Source organism: Pseudomonadota bacterium, assembly GCA_016711215.1.
GTDB lineage: Bacteria > Myxococcota_A > Polyangia.
Genome location: JADJTL010000001.1, coordinates 364,534 through 381,095, shown reverse-complemented (window position 1 = coordinate 381,095; position 16,562 = coordinate 364,534). Strand labels below are relative to the sequence as shown.

Genomic DNA, 16,562 nt, shown 5'->3' with positions numbered 1-16,562 from the left:
CCTAGCCTTCCGCCGCGCGGTCGGCCTGCGGCGCGCGCGCGGGTTCGGTCAACCGGAGGAATATCTGCTCCAGCCGATCGCCCCCCGCGGCGTGCAGGCTGCGGAGCTCCGCCAGCGATCCGGCGGCGATCACGCGGCCGCGATCGATGATCGCGAGCGCGTCGCAAACCTGCTCGACGACCTCCAGCGTGTGCGTCGAGAGCACCACCGCCAGCGCGTGCTGCTCAGCGAGCTCGCGCAAAACCTGCTTCAGCCGCGCGGCACCGCGGGGGTCGAGCCCGACCATGGGCTCGTCGAGGATCAGCAGCGTCGGACGGTGCAGCAACGCGGAGCAGAGCAGGAGCCGCTGCCGCATGCCGTGCGAGTAGGCCTCGACGGGCTCGCCCGCCCAGCTCGCGAGCTCGAAGCGCTCGAGCCAGCGCTGCGCCTGCTGCTCCAGGTCCGCCGGCGCCATCCCCCACAGCCCCCCGACGAAGCGCAGGAACTCGCTGCCCGTCAGCTTCTCGTAGAGGAAGGGTCTGTCGCCGATGAAGCCGATCTGCTGCTTCGCGGCGAGCGGCTGCCGCCAGGCGTCGAGGCCACCGACGTGGATCGTGCCCCCGCTGGGCCGCAGCAGCCCGGTGACCATCCGCAGCGTCGTGGTCTTGCCGGCGCCATTGGGGCCGAGCAGGCCAAAGACCTGCCCCCGCGCCACGCTCAGATCAACGCCCCGCACCGCCTCGAAGGCGCCGAAGCTGCGCCGCAGCCCGCGAAGCTCGAGGACGGGCTTCGCCGTCGCGGCGGGCGTGGTTGCCGCCGGGGCGAGGTCGCGACCGCTTGCGTCTTCGATGCTCAAGGGCTCTCCCCTTCCTGTTGCAGGTATACCCCAGCGTGCCACTGCTCCCGCAGCACGCGGCCGCGGGCGTCGAGCCAGAGCGCCTGGCGTAATCCGGCGCGCTCCTGCTGCACGCGCATCGCCTCGACCTTGCGGCCGCCGAGCGCGATGGTCTGCCGACCCAGCAGCCGATAGGTGATCACGCGTCGGTCGAGGGTCAGCGGGTCGAAGACGCCGAGCTCGACCTGGCGGCCAAGCACGCCGCGCACCAGCAGCGGATAGATCGCGCTCGGGAGCACCGGGCCGCGCCCGACGCGCACGGCCTGGTCGAAGCGGCGGCCGAGCACACGCCCCTCCAGCGCGCAGTAGCCGCTCGCGCCGTCGCAGTCCCCGCGGACCGTCACGCGCTCGAGCCCGACGGGCAGCGCCGGGAGCGCCTGACCGAAGGCGGTGCCGGCGAGCCGCGCCAGGCGGTAGACGTCGACGGCGACCTCGATCCGCGCCAGCGAGAGATCGCGCCGGAGGTCGAGCGTCAGCTCGCCGAGGGCGACCGGAGCCGCTGAAGCGGCGGCGACCCCGCTGAAGCGCTGCCTCAGGCGCCATCCGCGCTCGGTGCGTCGCACCCGCGCTTCGACCCCACCGAGGCGCCGACTGCCGCGAAAGATGCCGAAGCGCTGCTGGCCGGTGACCAGCGCGAGGTCGACCCCGACCTGTAGCGGCGCCCGGCTGGCCGAGCCGGCCCAGAGGGCCAGCACGACGGCGATGAAGACGCCGCAAGCGGCGAGGTCGAGCACGTCGCGCAGCGGGGCATCCGCGGCGAGCCAGCCGTAGCGGCCGCGCGCGCCACGCGCCCACCGCTCGGTCCAGGAGGGTCGCGCGGCTGAGCGCTCTTGCCGGATGAGAAGCATCGTCCTGCTCACTGGCCGGCCGACGACGACCGGGCGACTGCGACCCTAAGGCTTGGGCGGCTAGCGCCAAATGATCCCGTCGCCTATCCTAACAGCCACCAAGCGGCTTGCGGATCGCGCACGCCTCGCGATCAGCCTGGGCTTTGAAGAGCGGGGACGTGCCGGCGCCCCGCCATGGGCGGCGACGTTGAACCGATGAGCATCAAGGATCGTTTCGTAATACGCGTGTGCCGCGGGCCCGGTTGCGGCCACCTGAGCCCGCCGCTGCGCGCGGCCGCCGAGAGCGAGATCGCTGCCCGCGAGCTCGGAGACGTGGTCGAGGTCACCGACGATTACTGCTTCGGGCGCTGCGGGATGGGGCCCAACGTCCTGGTCGAGCGCTGGCGTGATGGCAAGCGCAACGAGCGGGCGCTGGTCGCGCTGATGCTCGGCGAGCGCCACCCTGACGCCTACTTGATCCATGGCGCTCGGCCCGCCGAGGTGCGCCGGGCGGTCGAGCGCCACGGTGCGGAGCTGCGCGCCGCGGCCCGTCGCGAACCGTAGACCGCGATCCCGGCGGCATGCTATGAGCGCGCGCTGAAGAACGCCCACGGGGCGGTGGACTGCCCCTCGAACGTCCGGGAGCGCGGCGTTCCGTATCCGATGCGCTACGCCCGGCATTAAGACCACGATGGACACGATGACCACGACTGAACACTCGGATTGGGCGCTGATCCTCGGCGCCTCCAGCGGCTTCGGGGCGGCGACCGCCCTGGCCCTGGCCAACGACGGCTTCAATATCTTCGGTGTGCATCTCGATCGCCGCTCGGCGATGCCCGAAATCGACGCGCTGCTCGACCGCCTTCGCGGTCTCGGGCGTCAGGTCGTCTTCTTCAACGTCAACGCGGCCGCGCCCAACAAGCGCGCGCAGGTGCTAAACAGCATCGCCGACCAGCTCGGGGCTGGCGCCCAGGTGCGCGTCCTGGTGCATAGCCTGGCCTTCGGCGCCCTGAGGCCGCTGGTCGCGCCCGACGCCAAGGAGCGCATCGACCAGCCGGCGCTCGAGATGACGCTCGACGTGATGGCGAACAGCCTCGTCTACTGGGCTCAGGAGCTCGTGGGGCGCGAGCTGATGCGCGGCGGTGGGCGCGTCTTCGCGATGACCAGCGCGGGTTCGATTCAGATCTGGAAGTCCTACGGCGCGGTCAGCGCCGCGAAATGCGCGCTCGAGAGCCACTGCCGCCAGCTCGCCGTCGAGTTGGCCCCCTACGGCATCACGGCCAATGCGTTGATGGCCGGCGTCACCGACACGCCGGCGCTGCGCAAGATTCCCGGCCATGAGCAAATGATTCGCAACGCCGCTGGGCGCAACCCCTACCAGCGGCTGACGCGGCCCGAGGACGTGGCCGGCGCGATCGTGCTGCTCACGCGGCCCGAGGCCGCCTGGATCACCGGAAACACCCTGCGCGTTGACGGCGGTGAGAGCATCGCCGGCTGAGCGCCACCGCGGCTACAGCAGCGCGCGGTCGCCGCGCGGGGGGAGGCTTTGTGCGCATCGTCATCGGCAGCGACCACGCGGGCTATGAGCTGAAGCAGACCCTGCAGGTGTTCCTGCGCGCGCACGCCTGCGAGGTGCTCGACGTCGGCACCTGCGGCCTCGAGCCCGTCGACTTCCCAGACTACGCCGAGCGCGTCGCCCTCGCGGTACGCGACGGCGCGGCCGATCGCGGCATCATGCTCTGCGGCAGCGGCGTCGGTGGATCCGTCGCCGCCAACAAGGTTGACGGCGTGCGGGCCGGACTCTGTCACGACATCTACTCGGCGCGTCAGGGCGTCGAGCATGACGACATGAATGTCCTCGTGCTGGGCTCGCGGGTGATCGGCGACCAGGCTGCCCGCGAGCTCGTGCTCGCCTTCGTCGGCGCGCGCTTCAGCGCCGAGCCGCGCCACGCCCGCCGCCTGGCGAAGATCCAGGCGCTGGAGCGGGGCTGAGGGGGAGCGGCAAGGCGGAGGGCAGCGGCTCTGACCCCGCCGCGTCTGACGCTGAGGGCCGCCAGCGCCGCCGCTTGAGCACGAAGGGGATGTGGACCTGATCCGCCTTGTAGTCGAGACAGAGCGCGTAGATCACGATGTTGATGCCCCAGCGGATCGCCAGCTCGCGCTGGCGCTCGCCGCCCGGGTAGACGTTGCGTTCCCACTGGCCAAAGGCATCGCGCGACCAGGCCCCGCCCAGGTCGTTCTGGCTATAGACCACGAGCAGGCGCCCGTCGCGCTCGACACCCTCGAGGTCCGGCACCAACGCCAGCCGCCCGACCGCGCGATCGAGCAAGTAGAACGATTTGTAGATCGCGTGCTCCCGTGAGAGCCGCACCAGCGCGCTCTCCGGCAACAGCGCCCCGAGGAGCTGTCGCACGCTGCGGTCGAAGCCCTGACCGGCACGCGCCTCGGCCCCGTCGATCCAGAGCAGGCCGCCAAAGGTGACGAAACGCCGCCAGCGCTTCAGCACGGCCTCGTCCGGCGGCGCGAACGCGCGCTCCCCCGTCAGGTAGACCAGCGGGTGCGCAAAGAGCGCCGCGTCGCTGGCCTGCAGCACGGTCGCCTGCGGCGCCACCTCCACGCTCGTCCGTTGCTTGACCTCCCAAGCCAGGCGCTCGAGCGCGCTGACGTGCGTCACCCCTTGCTCGCCGTCGAGCCGCAGCTCCGCCAGTCGGAGACTGCTCTTTGGGCCGATCGCCTGCGCAGCGCTGGCGCAGCCCAGCACGAGCAGGGCGCCGACCCCAACGCCACCGCGCCACGGTCGGCGCCACCTCGCCTGAGGGCTACTCATCACGACGGCTGCCTCATCAGAAGTGCCCAAAGCGCCTTCGCGCCGTCCATTCGAGCCCGAGCAACAAGACGATCACGATCAGCGTCCACGGGCTATTCCAGAGCTCCAGATCGCGACGCCAGTTGACGTGGAGCACATCGGAAGGCCGCAGGGGCAAGGCGGGCAAGCTGCTGGCGGCGCCCAGAAAGAGCCCCCCACTGCTCTCGGAGAGCTCACGCAGCACGCCGTCTCGAGCCTGCAGCTCGCGACCCTCGAGACTCGCGGCCTCGACCAGCAGCAGCTCCCGCGCATGACTCGGGCGCCCGCCAATCGCGGCGCGCACCCAAAGCCGGTAGGCGCCCGCCAGATCCGGACGAAAGCTGAGCTGCAGCTCACCCTGCTCATCGGTGCGAGCCTTCCCGCGCAGCACCGCAGCGGGCGGTCCCGTCGCCGCCAGCCGCGTCACGCCGTACTCCAGCTCGAGGTGGCGCGCCGGTCCGTAGTCGGGCGCGTAGGCTCGCACCTGCCAACGCGCATCCGCGCCGAGGGGAAGACGATTGCGCGGCACGATCACGCGTAGCTGCTGCAGGGTGGGGTCCTTGATCAGCCAGCGCAGCGCGTTGCGCCAGAAGTGATCGTAGGCGGCCGGGCTCTCGGCCCCCTGCTCCAGTCCAAGGAAGGCCCAATGCCAGAGCGAGTCGGTCGCCAGCGCCAGCGTACGGCCGCGCCCCACCGGGCGCACGGCGAGCACGGGCATCGGCTGCCCGTCGCCGGTCCGCAGCGTCGGATGTGTCGCCAGCACCGTCGCGTCCGGCCAAGCCGCCCCCAGTCGATTGACCCCCGCGAGGGTCGGGAGCTGCGCCAAGAGCGCCTGCGTCTGCTCCGGGTCACGCCCCAGCCGGAGGATCGGATGATCGATCCCGCGCGCCGTCGGGCGCAAGCGAAAGTCGCCTTCGTCGAGGAGCTGCCGCTCGTCGCTCGAGTTCGGCAGCAGGCGCATCGGCAGGATCGCCCCGACCGGTGTCCCGGCGTAGCCGCCCGAGGAAAAGCTGAGGGAGCCGCCGACCATCGCCAGCGCGCCGCCGCGCTCGACGTAGCGCCGAAGCTGCGGCAGGTAGGCGCCGATGCCATAGGGGCCGAAGTTGAAGTCCTGCAAGATCACGAGATCGAAGCTGCCCAGCTCACGGTCGAAGAGCTCGTCGGTGGGAAAGGGGATCAGCGACAGCTCGCTCGTCGGCGCCAGCGAGAGCGAGGCAGGCGTGCGAAGGATGAAGAACGAGATCAGATCAACATTGGGATCACGCTTGAGCCAAAGGCGCAGAAAGCGCTCATCCCAGGAGGGGCGCCCGCAGACCTGCAAGACGCGCACGCGGTCGCGGATCACCTGCAGGAGGAAGGAGCGCTCGTTATTGCTCTCGAGTGCCTCACCAGACTGCAAGGGCGCCGCCACGGTGTAGACGAACCTGCCGACCTGGGGCGGCACGAACTCGAAGCTGAGCGCGTAGTGCTCGACGCCCGGAGTGATCCGGACCGTTTGGCTGGCGACGCGCTGGCGGCCGCGGGCCAGCGTCAGGGTCACGGGGCCCGCCGCCAGGCCGGTGGCGATCAGCTCGACGTCGACCTTGACGACGTTGCGCACGAAGGCGAAGTCGTCGGCGTGAACGGCGCCCACCGCGAGGTCGCGCAGGGGCAGCCCACCCGCGAGGACGGTGTGGATCGGCGCGTCGAGCGCGCGCACCACACGCCGCATCTCCGCGCTGAGCGGGCCGCGGCCGATCACGCCATTGTCGATGCCGTCGCTGACCAGGACCACACCGGCAAGCCCGCCGGCGGGATAGCGGCGGCGCAGCTGCTCGAGCGCGACGCCGAACCGCGTCGCCGGTCCATCGGCCCGCTGCGGCCGATCGAGGGGGCCTGCCGGCAGCAGCTCGCTGTGGAAGCTCCAGGCATCGACGCGGTGCTCCCGTCGCCAGGCCTCCAGCCGAGCCCGCGAGTTGGCGAAGAGCGCCGCCGCGCGCTCGCCGCGGGACGGCGTCTGCGGTCGCTCGCGCAAGGCCATCGAACGCGAGCTGTCGACCAAGACAGCGAGGTGATTCGGTACGCGGGTCACGCTGCGCAGCTGCAACGCCGGCTGCAGGACCACGAGCAAGACGGCGCCGATCGCCGCGGCGCGCAGGCCGACCAGCAGCAGCTGCACCGCGCGCCGCTGGCGGCGACAGCCCCACCACGAGAGGAGCAGCGCCGTCACGGCCGTGACCAGGCCGATCACCCACAGGGTCGTGCTCCAGCTCGTCAGCAGCACGAGCTGCCATTCCTGGGAGGTGACGCCTGAGGTAACGCTGGGAGTCAAGGGGCCCGCTACTCGTACCGGCACCTGCCGCGCCGGCAACGCGAGGTTGATCGCTTCGCCGCGCTGCTATAACGTCCGCCCCCGCACGCCGCAAGCGCCGCGACGTGACTGTGCCCAGGGAGGCTTCTCGGATGATTGCGTCAGCTGCCGGTCCGCACGTCGCCCGCACCTCGATCGGACAGAAGGTGCTGATGGCCGCCAGCGGGGCCCTGCTCTTCCTCTTCGTGATCGGTCACCTGCTCGGCAACCTGCAGATCTTTCGCGGGCCGCAGGCGATCGACGCCTACGCGCACTTCCTCCAGAGCAACGCCGCTCTGCTATGGGGGGCACGCATCACGCTCTTCTGCGCGCTGCTGGTGCATGGTTGGGCGGCGGTGGCCACCACGCTGCGGAGCTGGCGCGCTCGCCGCGAGCCCTATGCCGGCCAACGCCGCTACAGGACGGCGACCCTGTTCTCGCGCTCGATGCGCGTGACCGGCCCGCTGATCTTCGCCTACGTGGTCTACCACCTGCTCCACCTGACGGTCGGTAGCGCGCACCCCGACTTCGTCGAGGGCCAGGTCTACCGCAACGTCGTCGTCGGCTTCAGCGAGCCGCTGGCCGCCGTGACCTACATGCTCGCGATGACCGCCCTCGGCCTGCATCTGGTGCACGGCGTCTGGAGCATGTTCCAGACGCTCGGGCTGAGCAACGGGCGCTGGCGCCGACGGCTGCGCCTGCTGGCGGGCAGCGTCACGGCGCTGATCGTGGCCGGTAATGTTTCGATACCGCTGGCGGTGCTCGCCGGCTGGCTGCGCTTGTAGAGGTTGGCGGTCCGCCAGCGGCGCGACCGTGGCAGGCACTCAAACACGGCACGTGAGCGCCACCGAGCGCTCGCGCGGAGGGCCGTATGCAACTGGACGCGAAGATCCCGAGCGGCACGATCGAGAGCAAGTGGGACCAGCACCGCTTTGCGCTCAAGCTGGTGAACCCCGCCAACCGCCGCAAGTACGACGTGATCGTCGTCGGCAGCGGCCTCGCGGGCGCGTCGGCCGCCGCCTCGCTCGGCGAGCTCGGCTACAACGTCAAGGTCTTCTGCTTCCAGGACAGCCCGCGCCGCGCCCATAGCATCGCCGCCCAGGGTGGTATCAACGCCGCCAAGAACTATCAGAACGACGGCGACAGCATCTTTCGGCTCTTCTACGACACGGTCAAGGGCGGCGACTTCCGCGCGCGCGAGGCCAACGTCTATCGCCTGGCCCAGCTCAGCACGCTGATCATCGACCACTGCGTGGCCCTCGGCGTGCCCTTCGCCCGCGAATACGGCGGCGTGCTCGCCAATCGCTCCTTCGGCGGCGCGCAGGTCGCGCGCACCTTCTACTCGCGCGGTCAGACCGGGCAGCAGCTCTTGCTCGGCGCCTACGCGACGATGAGCCGTCAGGTCGCCGAAGGCAGGGTCCAGGTGCTGCCGCGGCGCGAGATGCTCGACCTCGTCCTCGTCGATGGCCAGGCCCGCGGCATCATCACGCGCGATCTGGTGCATGGGACCATCGAGCGCCACGTCGGCCACGCGGTCGTGCTGGCGACGGGCGGCTACGCCAACGTCTACTACCTCTCGACCAACGCCAAGGCCTGCAATGTCACGGCGGCCTACCGCGCGCACCGGCGCGGCGCCCTCTTCGCCAATCCGTGCTTCACGCAGATCCATCCGACCTGCGTGCCGGCCAGCGGCGAGTACCAGTCGAAGCTGACGCTGATGAGCGAATCGCTGCGCAACGACGGGCGCGTCTGGGTCCCGCGCAACGCCGGCGACAAGCGCCCAGCGGGGCAGATCCCCGAGACCGAGCGCGACTACTACCTCGAAGAGCGCTATCCGAGCTTCGGCAACCTGGTGCCGCGCGACGTCGCCTCGAGGGCCGCCAAGGGCGTCTGCGACGACGGGCGCGGGGTCGGACCCGAGCCGGAGCGGCGCGGCGTCTATCTCGACTTCGCCGACGCGATTGGTCGCCACGGACGCGAGACGATCCGCGATCGCTACGGCAACCTCTTCGAGATGTACGAGCGCATCACGGCGGATGACCCCTATCGCACGCCGATGAAGATCTACCCCGCGCCCCACTACACGATGGGTGGGCTCTGGGTCGACTACAACCTGATGAGCACGATTCCCGGGTTGTTCGTGCTCGGCGAGGCCAACTTCTCCGACCACGGCGCCAACCGGCTGGGGGCCAGCGCGCTGATGCAGGGCCTCGCTGACGGCTATTTCGTGATCCCCTACACGCTCGCCAACTACCTCGCCGGCACCCGCTACGCCGCCGTCGATGCCAGCCACGCCGCCTTCGCGCAGACGGAGTCGGAGGTACGCCAGCGCGTCGATGCGCTGCTGGCGCCCAAGCAGCAAGGGGGGCACAACCCCGACCACTACCATCGGCAGCTCGGTCGCCTGATGTGGGATCACTGCGGCATGGCCCGCAACGAAGCCGGCCTACGTGGCGCCCTCGAGGCGATCCCGCGCCTGCGGGAGGAGTTTCAGCAGGGCGTCAAGGTCACCGGCGGGCCGGAGCAGCTCAATCAGGCGCTCGAGCGCGCCGGGCGCATCGCCGACTTCTTCGAGTTCGCCGAGCTGATGTGCCTCGACGCGCTCGGGCGGCGGGAGTCCTGCGGCGGGCACTTCCGCGAGGAGTACCAGACGGGCGAGGGCGAGGCCCTGCGCGACGATCAGGGCTTCACGCATGTCAGCGCCTGGGAGTACCGCGGAGCCCGCGAGCCGCCGGTCGAGCACCGCGAAGCGCTGACCTTCGAGCACGTACCGCTGACCACGAGGAGCTACAAGTAAATGCGAGGCCAGGCTGACCGAGGGCAACTGTCATGCGCGTAACGCTCAACATCTGGCGCCAGGCCGACGCCGGCGCCCCGGGCAAGCTCGTGCCCTACGTGGTCGAGGGCGTGACCGAGCACATGTCCTTTCTCGAGATGCTCGACGTGCTCAACGAAAGGCTGATCGATCGCGGCGAGGAGCCGGTGGCCTTCGACCACGACTGCCGTGAGGGCGTCTGCGGCGCCTGCGGCCAGGTCATCGACGGCGTCCCCCACGGTCCGCATCAGCGTACGACCACCTGCCAGCTCCATCTGCGCAGCTTCCGCGACGGCGACACGATCACGATCGAGCCCTGGCGCGCCCAGGCCTTCCCGGTGGTCAAGGACCTCGTCGTCGACCGCGCGGCCTTCGACCGCATCATCGCCGCCGGCGGCTACGTCTCGGTCCACACCGGCAGCGCGCCCGACGGCAACGCGATCCCGATCGGCAAGCCAGTCGCCGAGCGCGCGATGGACGCCGCCGAGTGCATCGGCTGCGGGGCCTGCGTCGCCGCCTGCCCCAACGCGTCGGCGATGCTCTTCGTCGCCGCCAAGGTCACGCAGCTCGCGCTGCTGCCGCAGGGCCAGCCCGAGCGCGAGGCGCGCGTGCAGGCGATGGTGGCGCAGATGGAGCGCGAGGGCTTCGGCGCCTGCACCAACCACGGCGAGTGCGAGGCGGTCTGCCCGAAGGGCATCCCGCTCGACTTCATCGGCAAGCTCAACCGCGAGCTGCTGCGCGCCAGCGCCAAGCAGGCCGTCGCCGGCTGAGCCCAAAAATGGTCCCCAAAAAAGGTCCTGGACAGCGGACGCAGCGGATACCATATTTGGCCCGCGGCGGCTGTGGGCCACTGTGGGCACTGCCGCCCGCTATGTGGGCCGATCAGCAGGGCCGATCAGCAGGGCCGATCAGCAGGGCCGATCAGCAGGGCCGATCAGCAGGGCCGATCAGCAGGGCCGATCAGCAGCAGGGGGGTTGGGGCGATGCGAACGAGCCATTGGCTATGCGCGGTCGCGGTGGGTGCGATGCTCAGCTTCGGGCCGGCAGCCGACGCCCAGATACGAGACTACAGCGCTCAGGCCCGTGGCGCTTCAGGCGCCGCGAGAGCGCGAAGCGCCGCGACTACGCGTCGAGTGGCCCCGCCGGCGGTGGAAGGGTCGAACGACCCTTTCACCGTTTTGAGATCCAGCTCTCGCCGCAGAGCGAGCCTCGGCACTTCGTCGCGTAGCGACGCGCAGCACGGCCCGGTCGCAGCACTTGACCCGGTCGCAGCCCTCGAGTCGTTGCATGGTTCGCTTAATAGCATGTTGGTGGTTATGGGTAGTGCCGACCGGTGACACACCGCGCAAGACCGCTCTGAAAGCCACCGCTGCCGCGCAGTTTGCCATCGAAGCGCTTGAGCGGAGCGGCGTTTCTGAAGTCTTTTCTGGCGAGCCACCGTTGGATGCGCCGCCCGAGGAGAACCCTCCAACCCTCCTCCGGAGGCTAGCCGATGGCTGCTTCGGAAGCCGACTGGAGGTCGCCTTGGCAATGCTTCAACTGCGCGAGATTACGACTATCGCCAAGGTCGCAGCGACGGCCGGGGTGGCGGCCGCGGGAGAGGCAGTGAGATTTCAGCGGATGGGCCTGGTCCCTTAGCGCGTCGGCTTCGAGGTTGAATGACGGTGCGGGCGAGATCCGGGCCAGGCTCGAAACGCCCGCGCCCCCCATCCGGTCTAGCGTGTGATACAAGCCGAGCCCCGCCGCTGCGCGGCTCTTCCGCTGAACAAGGTCATGTTTCTGCGCCGCCGCCCTCCGCCAGCCTCCCCCGCGTCGCGACAGCATCGCTGCGCGGCACTGGCCGGGGCGACCGAATGGACTCAATGAGCCGAGAGGTCCTCGATCGCGACGTCGCCCCTGAGCACGGCCGAAAGCTCCTCTAGCGTCAGACTGCGGACAAAGGGAATCATCCCCTGCTCCGACCTCGGTCCGTCGTCGAACGCGTGGCCGGCAGTTCTGAGCCGGTCGCGCAGCATCTGCATGAACTCGGGACCGCTGGCGCGCATCAGCATGGTGAAAGGAAGCTCTCCCTCCGCCCCGGGCTTCACCAGCCGCGGATCGGGCACCAGACCGTAGCCGCTGGCGTGTGCGGATCGCGCGGCGGCGACGTTGATTTCCCTGACCGGCCTCATGCCGAAAGCCGTCCTGTAGAGGGCACTCAAACCGCCGGCGCGCGTTTGGGCAAGGAGCTCGGCCGGCTCGGGCCCGCTCTTTCCAAGGTCGACCAGCTCCAGCAGAGCGTTTCTGAAGCTGGCCAAGAGCGCCACGCCCAACACACGCCGATCGAGCGAGGGGTCGCCCATGGTGTTGAGCGCCCCGATCTCGCCGTAGCGCTCGGGTTGTGCCTGCAAGGCTTTCAACACTCGCTGCATGCCCGCCGTATCCCGCGCCGCCACGGCCGGATGACTCGCGTCGAGCTGCAAATGCTGGCGCAAGAAGCGCTCGACGGGCAAGGGGGCCTCTACGGTGAGGTTCAACATGGCGGCCACCGTCGGCGTCCTCAGCGCCGCCCGATTTGGGCGCGCCGCGCCGCTCAGAGGCTGAGAGCGATCGCGGAGCACGAGCACGCGTAGGGGACCCACGGCCTCGGGCGAATAGAGCGGGCCGTGCCGTACGCTGCTGACCAGCGGCGAGCCGGTTTCGGCCACGCCACCTCGCTCGAGGACTGCCGCGTAAGCGACCATGGCCCCCTGCAGCGTTGGCTTCAGCAGCTCCACCAGTTGGCCCCCAGGGCGGGGTCCGACCGTCACGATCACGGCTGCTCCAAGCGCTCGCGACTCGCCCCCCAAGGGCAGCCGGACCAGCGCCGCGGCGGCGGGTGGCTGCTTCGCCGACGTGCGTTCGATCGCCGGTGCCGGACCCGCTAGGCCGAACACGAGGGCCGAGATCAGCCATGGCAGGCTGAGGCGCAAAGGCCTTGGCTCGCGGCGCCGAGCCCGCTCAGGGCTAGCGGAGGTCTGAGTCCATCGCTGCGGCACCTATGGCCCCCAACAAGAATGGCCGCCAACATGATTGGGCGCGCCGCGGCCCCCTAGCCTCGCGCGGTGTACAATGGCTTACTGACGCTCGGCCACCTAGCACGCTTCGTGCCGAAACCGCAAGTTCGGGCCTGCGCCATTGCGGGCCTTTTCGCGGCGCGGAAGGGCGCCTGAGCGAGCCCTTGCCCGAATCCCGGAAGGCCTCGCCGAATCCCGGATGCCCCCCGCCCAAACCCAAACCCGGCCTGCCCGCTTCAGCGGGGGCGCCGCCCTCCGCTCACCAGGCGGTTGATCTCTTGCTCCGGTGGCCTAGGATGCGGCGCGGAGGCGCAACGCATGTCAAACAAGCCGCCCTTTCAGCTCGCCGGCGACCATGGACCCGTGCTGGCCTTGGTTCACGGCTTCCCGCTCGACGCGACGTTATGGGCGGAGCAGCGTGCGCTGGCGGGCCACGTGCGCCTCTTGACCTTCGACCTCCCCGGCTTCGGAGCCCAGCCCGCGGGGCCACTGCCGACCGATCTCGGCGGCTACGCCGAGCACGTCCGGGCGGTGCTCGATGCGGCCGGCGCCGAGCGCGTGATCCTCGGCGGCCTGTCGATGGGCGGCTACATCGCCTTCGAGTGCTGGCGGCGCTTCCCGCAGCGCATTGATGGGCTGCTGCTCTGCGACACCCGCGCCGAGGCCGATAGCGTGGAGACCCGCGCCGTCCGCGAGCGAGGCATCGCAGCGGTGCACGAGGGCCGGCGGGCCGAGCTGCTCGAGAACATGATCGAGACGCTGCTCTCGGCGGCTAGCCGCGCACGTGGACGTCCAGCAGCAGCCACGCGCGCGATGATGCATCGGGCGAGCGATGCGGGCATCATCGCCGCGCTCGGAGCGCTGCGCGACCGCGCCGACTCCACGCCGACCCTCGCGACGATCACGGTGCCCACGCTGATCGTCTGCGGCGAACAGGACGCGCTGACCCCGCCGGCTCTCGCCCGCGCGATGCACGCGGGGATCGCGCGAAGCCAGCTCGCGCTGATCGCCAGCGCGGGGCATCTCGCCCCACTGGAGCAAGCGCTGGCCTTCGATGCTGCCGTGGCGCGCTGGCTCGCGGCGGAGCGCCTCGCCGACTGAGCGCCGGCAACAGCGCGCAGAGGCCGCGAGAGGCCACCCTTGGGGCTTTTGCCCATTGTCGTGCCCCGCGAGCGCGCTATGATGGGCGCCGTTTTCGCCTCGGCGAGGGAGTTCGCGTTCCATGCAGATCGGCGGCACCGAGCAGATCAGTCATTCGGCCCAGACCACCTTCCTCGCGCTGCGCGATCGGCAGCATGAGCTCGTGCGCCACCTGCCCAACATCGAGGCGTTGAGCGTGCTCGAGCGCAACGAGACGCCGCCGACCACGCGCCTCTACAGCCGCTGGCAGGGCAGCGCGGGCGAAATCCCCGCCGCGCTGCGGCCGCTGATCAGCCGCGAGATGCTGGCCTGGTTCGACGAGGCGGTCTGGAACGCCGAGACGCTGGCGTGCCAGTGGCGGCTGGAGTCCGCCAAGGCGCGCGACATCTTCACCTGCACGGGCACGACGACGTTGAAGGCGACGGGCGAGGGCAGCTGCGCCTTTCACCTCAGCGCAGAGCTGCACGTCTATCCCGAGCACGTACCGGGCGTGCCGGGCTTCCTCGCGCGCCGCGTGCGCGAGCCGCTGGAACAATTCGTCGCCAATCTGCTGCGACCCAACCTGACGAGCGTCGCCAAGGCCGTGCAGACCTACCTGGATGCCGCCCCGCCCGCGGCGTCTTAGCGCCCCCGAGCGGCGGCGATCGGAGCGCGCCATGGTCGCCAGAGCACGACGTTGCCAAGCGCTGCGCCGACGCGGCGCGCGCGCGGCCCCCGGCGGGCCCCTTGCCGCCTTGCTCGACCAGGCCACGCGGCCGGCGCTGCTGGCGCTGCTGGCGCTGCTGGCGCTGCTGGCGCTGCTGAGCGCGAGCTTCAACCCGGGAGCGGCTCGCGCCGCTGAGGCGGTGGTGCAGAGCCTCGGCGAGCCGGCGTTGGGGCGCGAGGCGTTCAATCGCCTCGCCGCGCAGCAGGGGCTCCCGCTGCTCTGGGTCGCCGACCGCGACGGCAACGGCACGCTCGACCCCTCGGAGCTGGCGCTCGCGGATCCACGCGCCAGCCTGACGCGCTACGTGCGCGCCGGCGCGTTCAGCCCGCACTTCGTGCGCGACTACCAGCTCTTGGTCAACGCGCGACGCCGCGAGCTGGTGCGGGCCGAGCTCGATCGCGGACGGCCGGTGCTGGTGCAGACCGACCTGGGGCAGCGCCCGGCCTGGGAGCACGCCTTCGTGCAAGCGCTGCTCCAGGCGGCCGCAGGCATCGAGACGCTCTACTGGCGCCAAACCGGCGCCGCCGGGCTCGTCCCCGAGCTCGCGCAAGCCGACAATGAGAGCCGAGCGCTCTTCGCCCGCAACCACGGTCCGTGGTGCCGTCTGGCGCCGACCCGCGACGATCCCTTCTGCCATGCCCTGCCGACCTTCCCCCCGCGGCGCAGCGAGAACTATCCGCTCGAGCAGCCGCAGGGGGCCGAGTTCTGCCGCCTGCTGGAGCAGGCCCCGAACGCCAGCGAGCTGCTCGCTCCCTTCAGCGTCGTGCGACGCGAGGGCCACCGCCTCGTCAGCGTGCCCTACTCGCAGGCCTTCGCTGCGGAGCTGCGCGTCGTCGCGCTACACCTGCGCAGCGCCGCAGCGGCCCTCGAGGCGGTGCCCGACGAGCGCGCGCTGCGCGCCTACCTCTTGGCGGCGGCCACGGCCTGCGCCGACAACGACTGGAGTCGCGCCGACGCCGCGTGGCTGGCGATCAGCCCGCTCAACAGCAACTGGTACCTACGCGTCGGCCCCGACGAGCCCTACCAGGACCTCTGCCGGCGCAAGGCAGCCTTTCACCTGGTGCTGGGCCTGGTCGATCGCCGCGCCAGCGCCTGGCTCGCGCGGCTGGCCCCCTTGCGCCAGCGCGTCGAGCAAGCGTTGGCCGCGTTGGTCGGCCCACCCTATGCGGCGCGCAAGGTGGGGTTCAGCGTGCCCGAGTTCATCACGGTCGCGCTCAACGCCGGCGACTCGCGCTACCCGCTCGGCGCGACCATCGGGCAGTCCCTCCCCAATTGGGGCGCGGCGGCCGCGGAGGGGCGGCGACGCACCATCGTCGTGACCAACCTCTACACCGATCCCGACTCCTTGGCGCTGGACCGGCGCCAGGCCGGCGAGCTGCTCAGCGCGGCAGCCCTGCAGGACTACAGCAGCGCCCTCGAACCTGCGCTGCTCGTGACCTTGCTCCATGAGGCCAGCCACAACGTCGGACCCAGCCCCAACACGCGCCACGCCGGGCGCACGGCGAGCGAGCGCCTGGGTGCTACCTCCGCCGGGCTGCTCGAGGAGCTGAAGGCCCAGCTCGTCGGCCTCTGGACGCTCGGTCTGTTGCGCGAGCAGCAGCTGATCAGCGCCCCGCTGCTGCGGAAGATACAGCTCAAGGCCGTGCTCTGGGCCCTCGGCCACCTCGCGCGCGGCGTGCGCACACCCGAGGGTGACGACCGACCCTACGGCCAGGTGGCGGCGATCCAGCTCGGCCAGCTCCTCGAGCGCGGCGTCCTCGCCTGGCAAGGTGGCCACTTCGCCGTGAACCTCAGCGCGCTGGCGCAGGCGACGCAACAGCTACTGCAGCGCGTAACGCGCCTGCTGGCTACCGGCGATCGGCACGAGGCCGCGTCCCTGCGCGACCGCTACCTGCGCCCGGCCGCGCTGGCGGCGCTGCACGCCGGCCACGTCGAGCGCGTGCTGCTCGACGGCTCGCGCGTCAACTTCCGCTACGCGATCGTCAACTGAG

At 70.8% G+C, this 16,562-nt stretch carries 13 protein-coding genes; 9 read left to right on the top strand and 4 right to left on the bottom strand.

Annotated elements, in window-relative coordinates:
* Position 1: 1 nt before the first annotated feature.
* Positions 2 to 1,417, bottom strand: a complete 1,416-nt coding sequence (locus tag IPL40_01545) for an ABC transporter ATP-binding protein (GenBank protein MBK8479854.1) — start codon at positions 1,415 to 1,417, stop codon at positions 2 to 4.
* Positions 1,418 to 1,917: 500 nt separating this feature from the next.
* Between IPL40_01545 and IPL40_01540 the strand changes: the two genes are divergently transcribed.
* The 3 genes from IPL40_01540 (at position 1,918) to rpiB (ending at position 3,693) form a co-directional block, all read left to right on the top strand.
* The gene (locus IPL40_01540; protein MBK8479853.1) at positions 1,918 to 2,265 is read left to right on the top strand and encodes a (2Fe-2S) ferredoxin domain-containing protein; all 348 of its coding nucleotides are present in this window, start codon (positions 1,918 to 1,920) and stop codon (positions 2,263 to 2,265) included.
* Positions 2,266 to 2,401: 136 nt separating this feature from the next.
* Positions 2,402 to 3,199 (top strand): SDR family oxidoreductase, encoded by a 798-nt coding sequence (locus IPL40_01535; GenBank protein ID MBK8479852.1) that lies wholly within the window; start codon positions 2,402 to 2,404, stop codon positions 3,197 to 3,199.
* A gap of 50 nt (positions 3,200 to 3,249) precedes the next feature.
* On the top strand, positions 3,250 to 3,693 hold the full coding sequence (gene rpiB / locus IPL40_01530) for a ribose 5-phosphate isomerase B (protein ID MBK8479851.1): 444 nt from the start codon (positions 3,250 to 3,252) through the stop codon (positions 3,691 to 3,693).
* Here rpiB and IPL40_01525 read toward each other — a convergent pair.
* Both IPL40_01525 and IPL40_01520 read right to left on the bottom strand, forming a co-directional pair.
* Positions 3,632 to 4,528, bottom strand: a complete 897-nt coding sequence (locus IPL40_01525; protein ID MBK8479850.1) for a DUF4159 domain-containing protein — start codon at positions 4,526 to 4,528, stop codon at positions 3,632 to 3,634. The genes rpiB and IPL40_01525 overlap by 62 nt on opposite strands.
* Before the next feature lie 16 nt (positions 4,529 to 4,544).
* Positions 4,545 to 6,857, bottom strand: coding sequence for a hypothetical protein (locus IPL40_01520; GenBank protein MBK8479849.1), 2,313 nt, complete (start codon positions 6,855 to 6,857; stop codon positions 4,545 to 4,547).
* 131 nt (positions 6,858 to 6,988) lie between these two features.
* Between IPL40_01520 and IPL40_01515 the strand changes: the two genes are divergently transcribed.
* The 3 genes from IPL40_01515 to IPL40_01505 all read left to right on the top strand — a co-directional run bounded on the left by IPL40_01515 (position 6,989) and on the right by IPL40_01505 (position 10,460).
* Positions 6,989 to 7,660, top strand: a complete 672-nt coding sequence (locus IPL40_01515; GenBank protein MBK8479848.1) for a succinate dehydrogenase cytochrome b subunit — start codon at positions 6,989 to 6,991, stop codon at positions 7,658 to 7,660.
* Between the two features lie 86 nt (positions 7,661 to 7,746).
* Positions 7,747 to 9,672, top strand: a complete 1,926-nt coding sequence (locus IPL40_01510; protein MBK8479847.1) for a fumarate reductase/succinate dehydrogenase flavoprotein subunit — start codon at positions 7,747 to 7,749, stop codon at positions 9,670 to 9,672.
* A gap of 32 nt (positions 9,673 to 9,704) precedes the next feature.
* Positions 9,705 to 10,460, top strand: coding sequence for a succinate dehydrogenase/fumarate reductase iron-sulfur subunit (locus tag IPL40_01505; protein ID MBK8479846.1), 756 nt, complete (start codon positions 9,705 to 9,707; stop codon positions 10,458 to 10,460).
* 1,089 nt (positions 10,461 to 11,549) lie between these two features.
* Here IPL40_01505 and IPL40_01500 read toward each other — a convergent pair.
* Positions 11,550 to 12,485, bottom strand: coding sequence for a hypothetical protein (locus tag IPL40_01500; protein MBK8479845.1), 936 nt, complete (start codon positions 12,483 to 12,485; stop codon positions 11,550 to 11,552).
* A gap of 558 nt (positions 12,486 to 13,043) precedes the next feature.
* Here IPL40_01500 and IPL40_01495 point away from each other — a divergent pair.
* From IPL40_01495 to IPL40_01485, 3 genes are all read left to right on the top strand, one after another.
* Complete coding sequence (locus tag IPL40_01495) at positions 13,044 to 13,826, top strand: alpha/beta fold hydrolase (protein MBK8479844.1); 783 nt, start codon at positions 13,044 to 13,046, stop codon at positions 13,824 to 13,826.
* Between the two features lie 121 nt (positions 13,827 to 13,947).
* Complete coding sequence (locus tag IPL40_01490; protein ID MBK8479843.1) at positions 13,948 to 14,490, top strand: hypothetical protein; 543 nt, start codon at positions 13,948 to 13,950, stop codon at positions 14,488 to 14,490.
* A gap of 31 nt (positions 14,491 to 14,521) precedes the next feature.
* Positions 14,522 to 16,561: a hypothetical protein gene (locus IPL40_01485; protein MBK8479842.1), complete on the top strand. Its 2,040-nt coding sequence runs from the start codon at positions 14,522 to 14,524 to the stop codon at positions 16,559 to 16,561.
* Position 16,562: the final 1 nt, after the last annotated feature.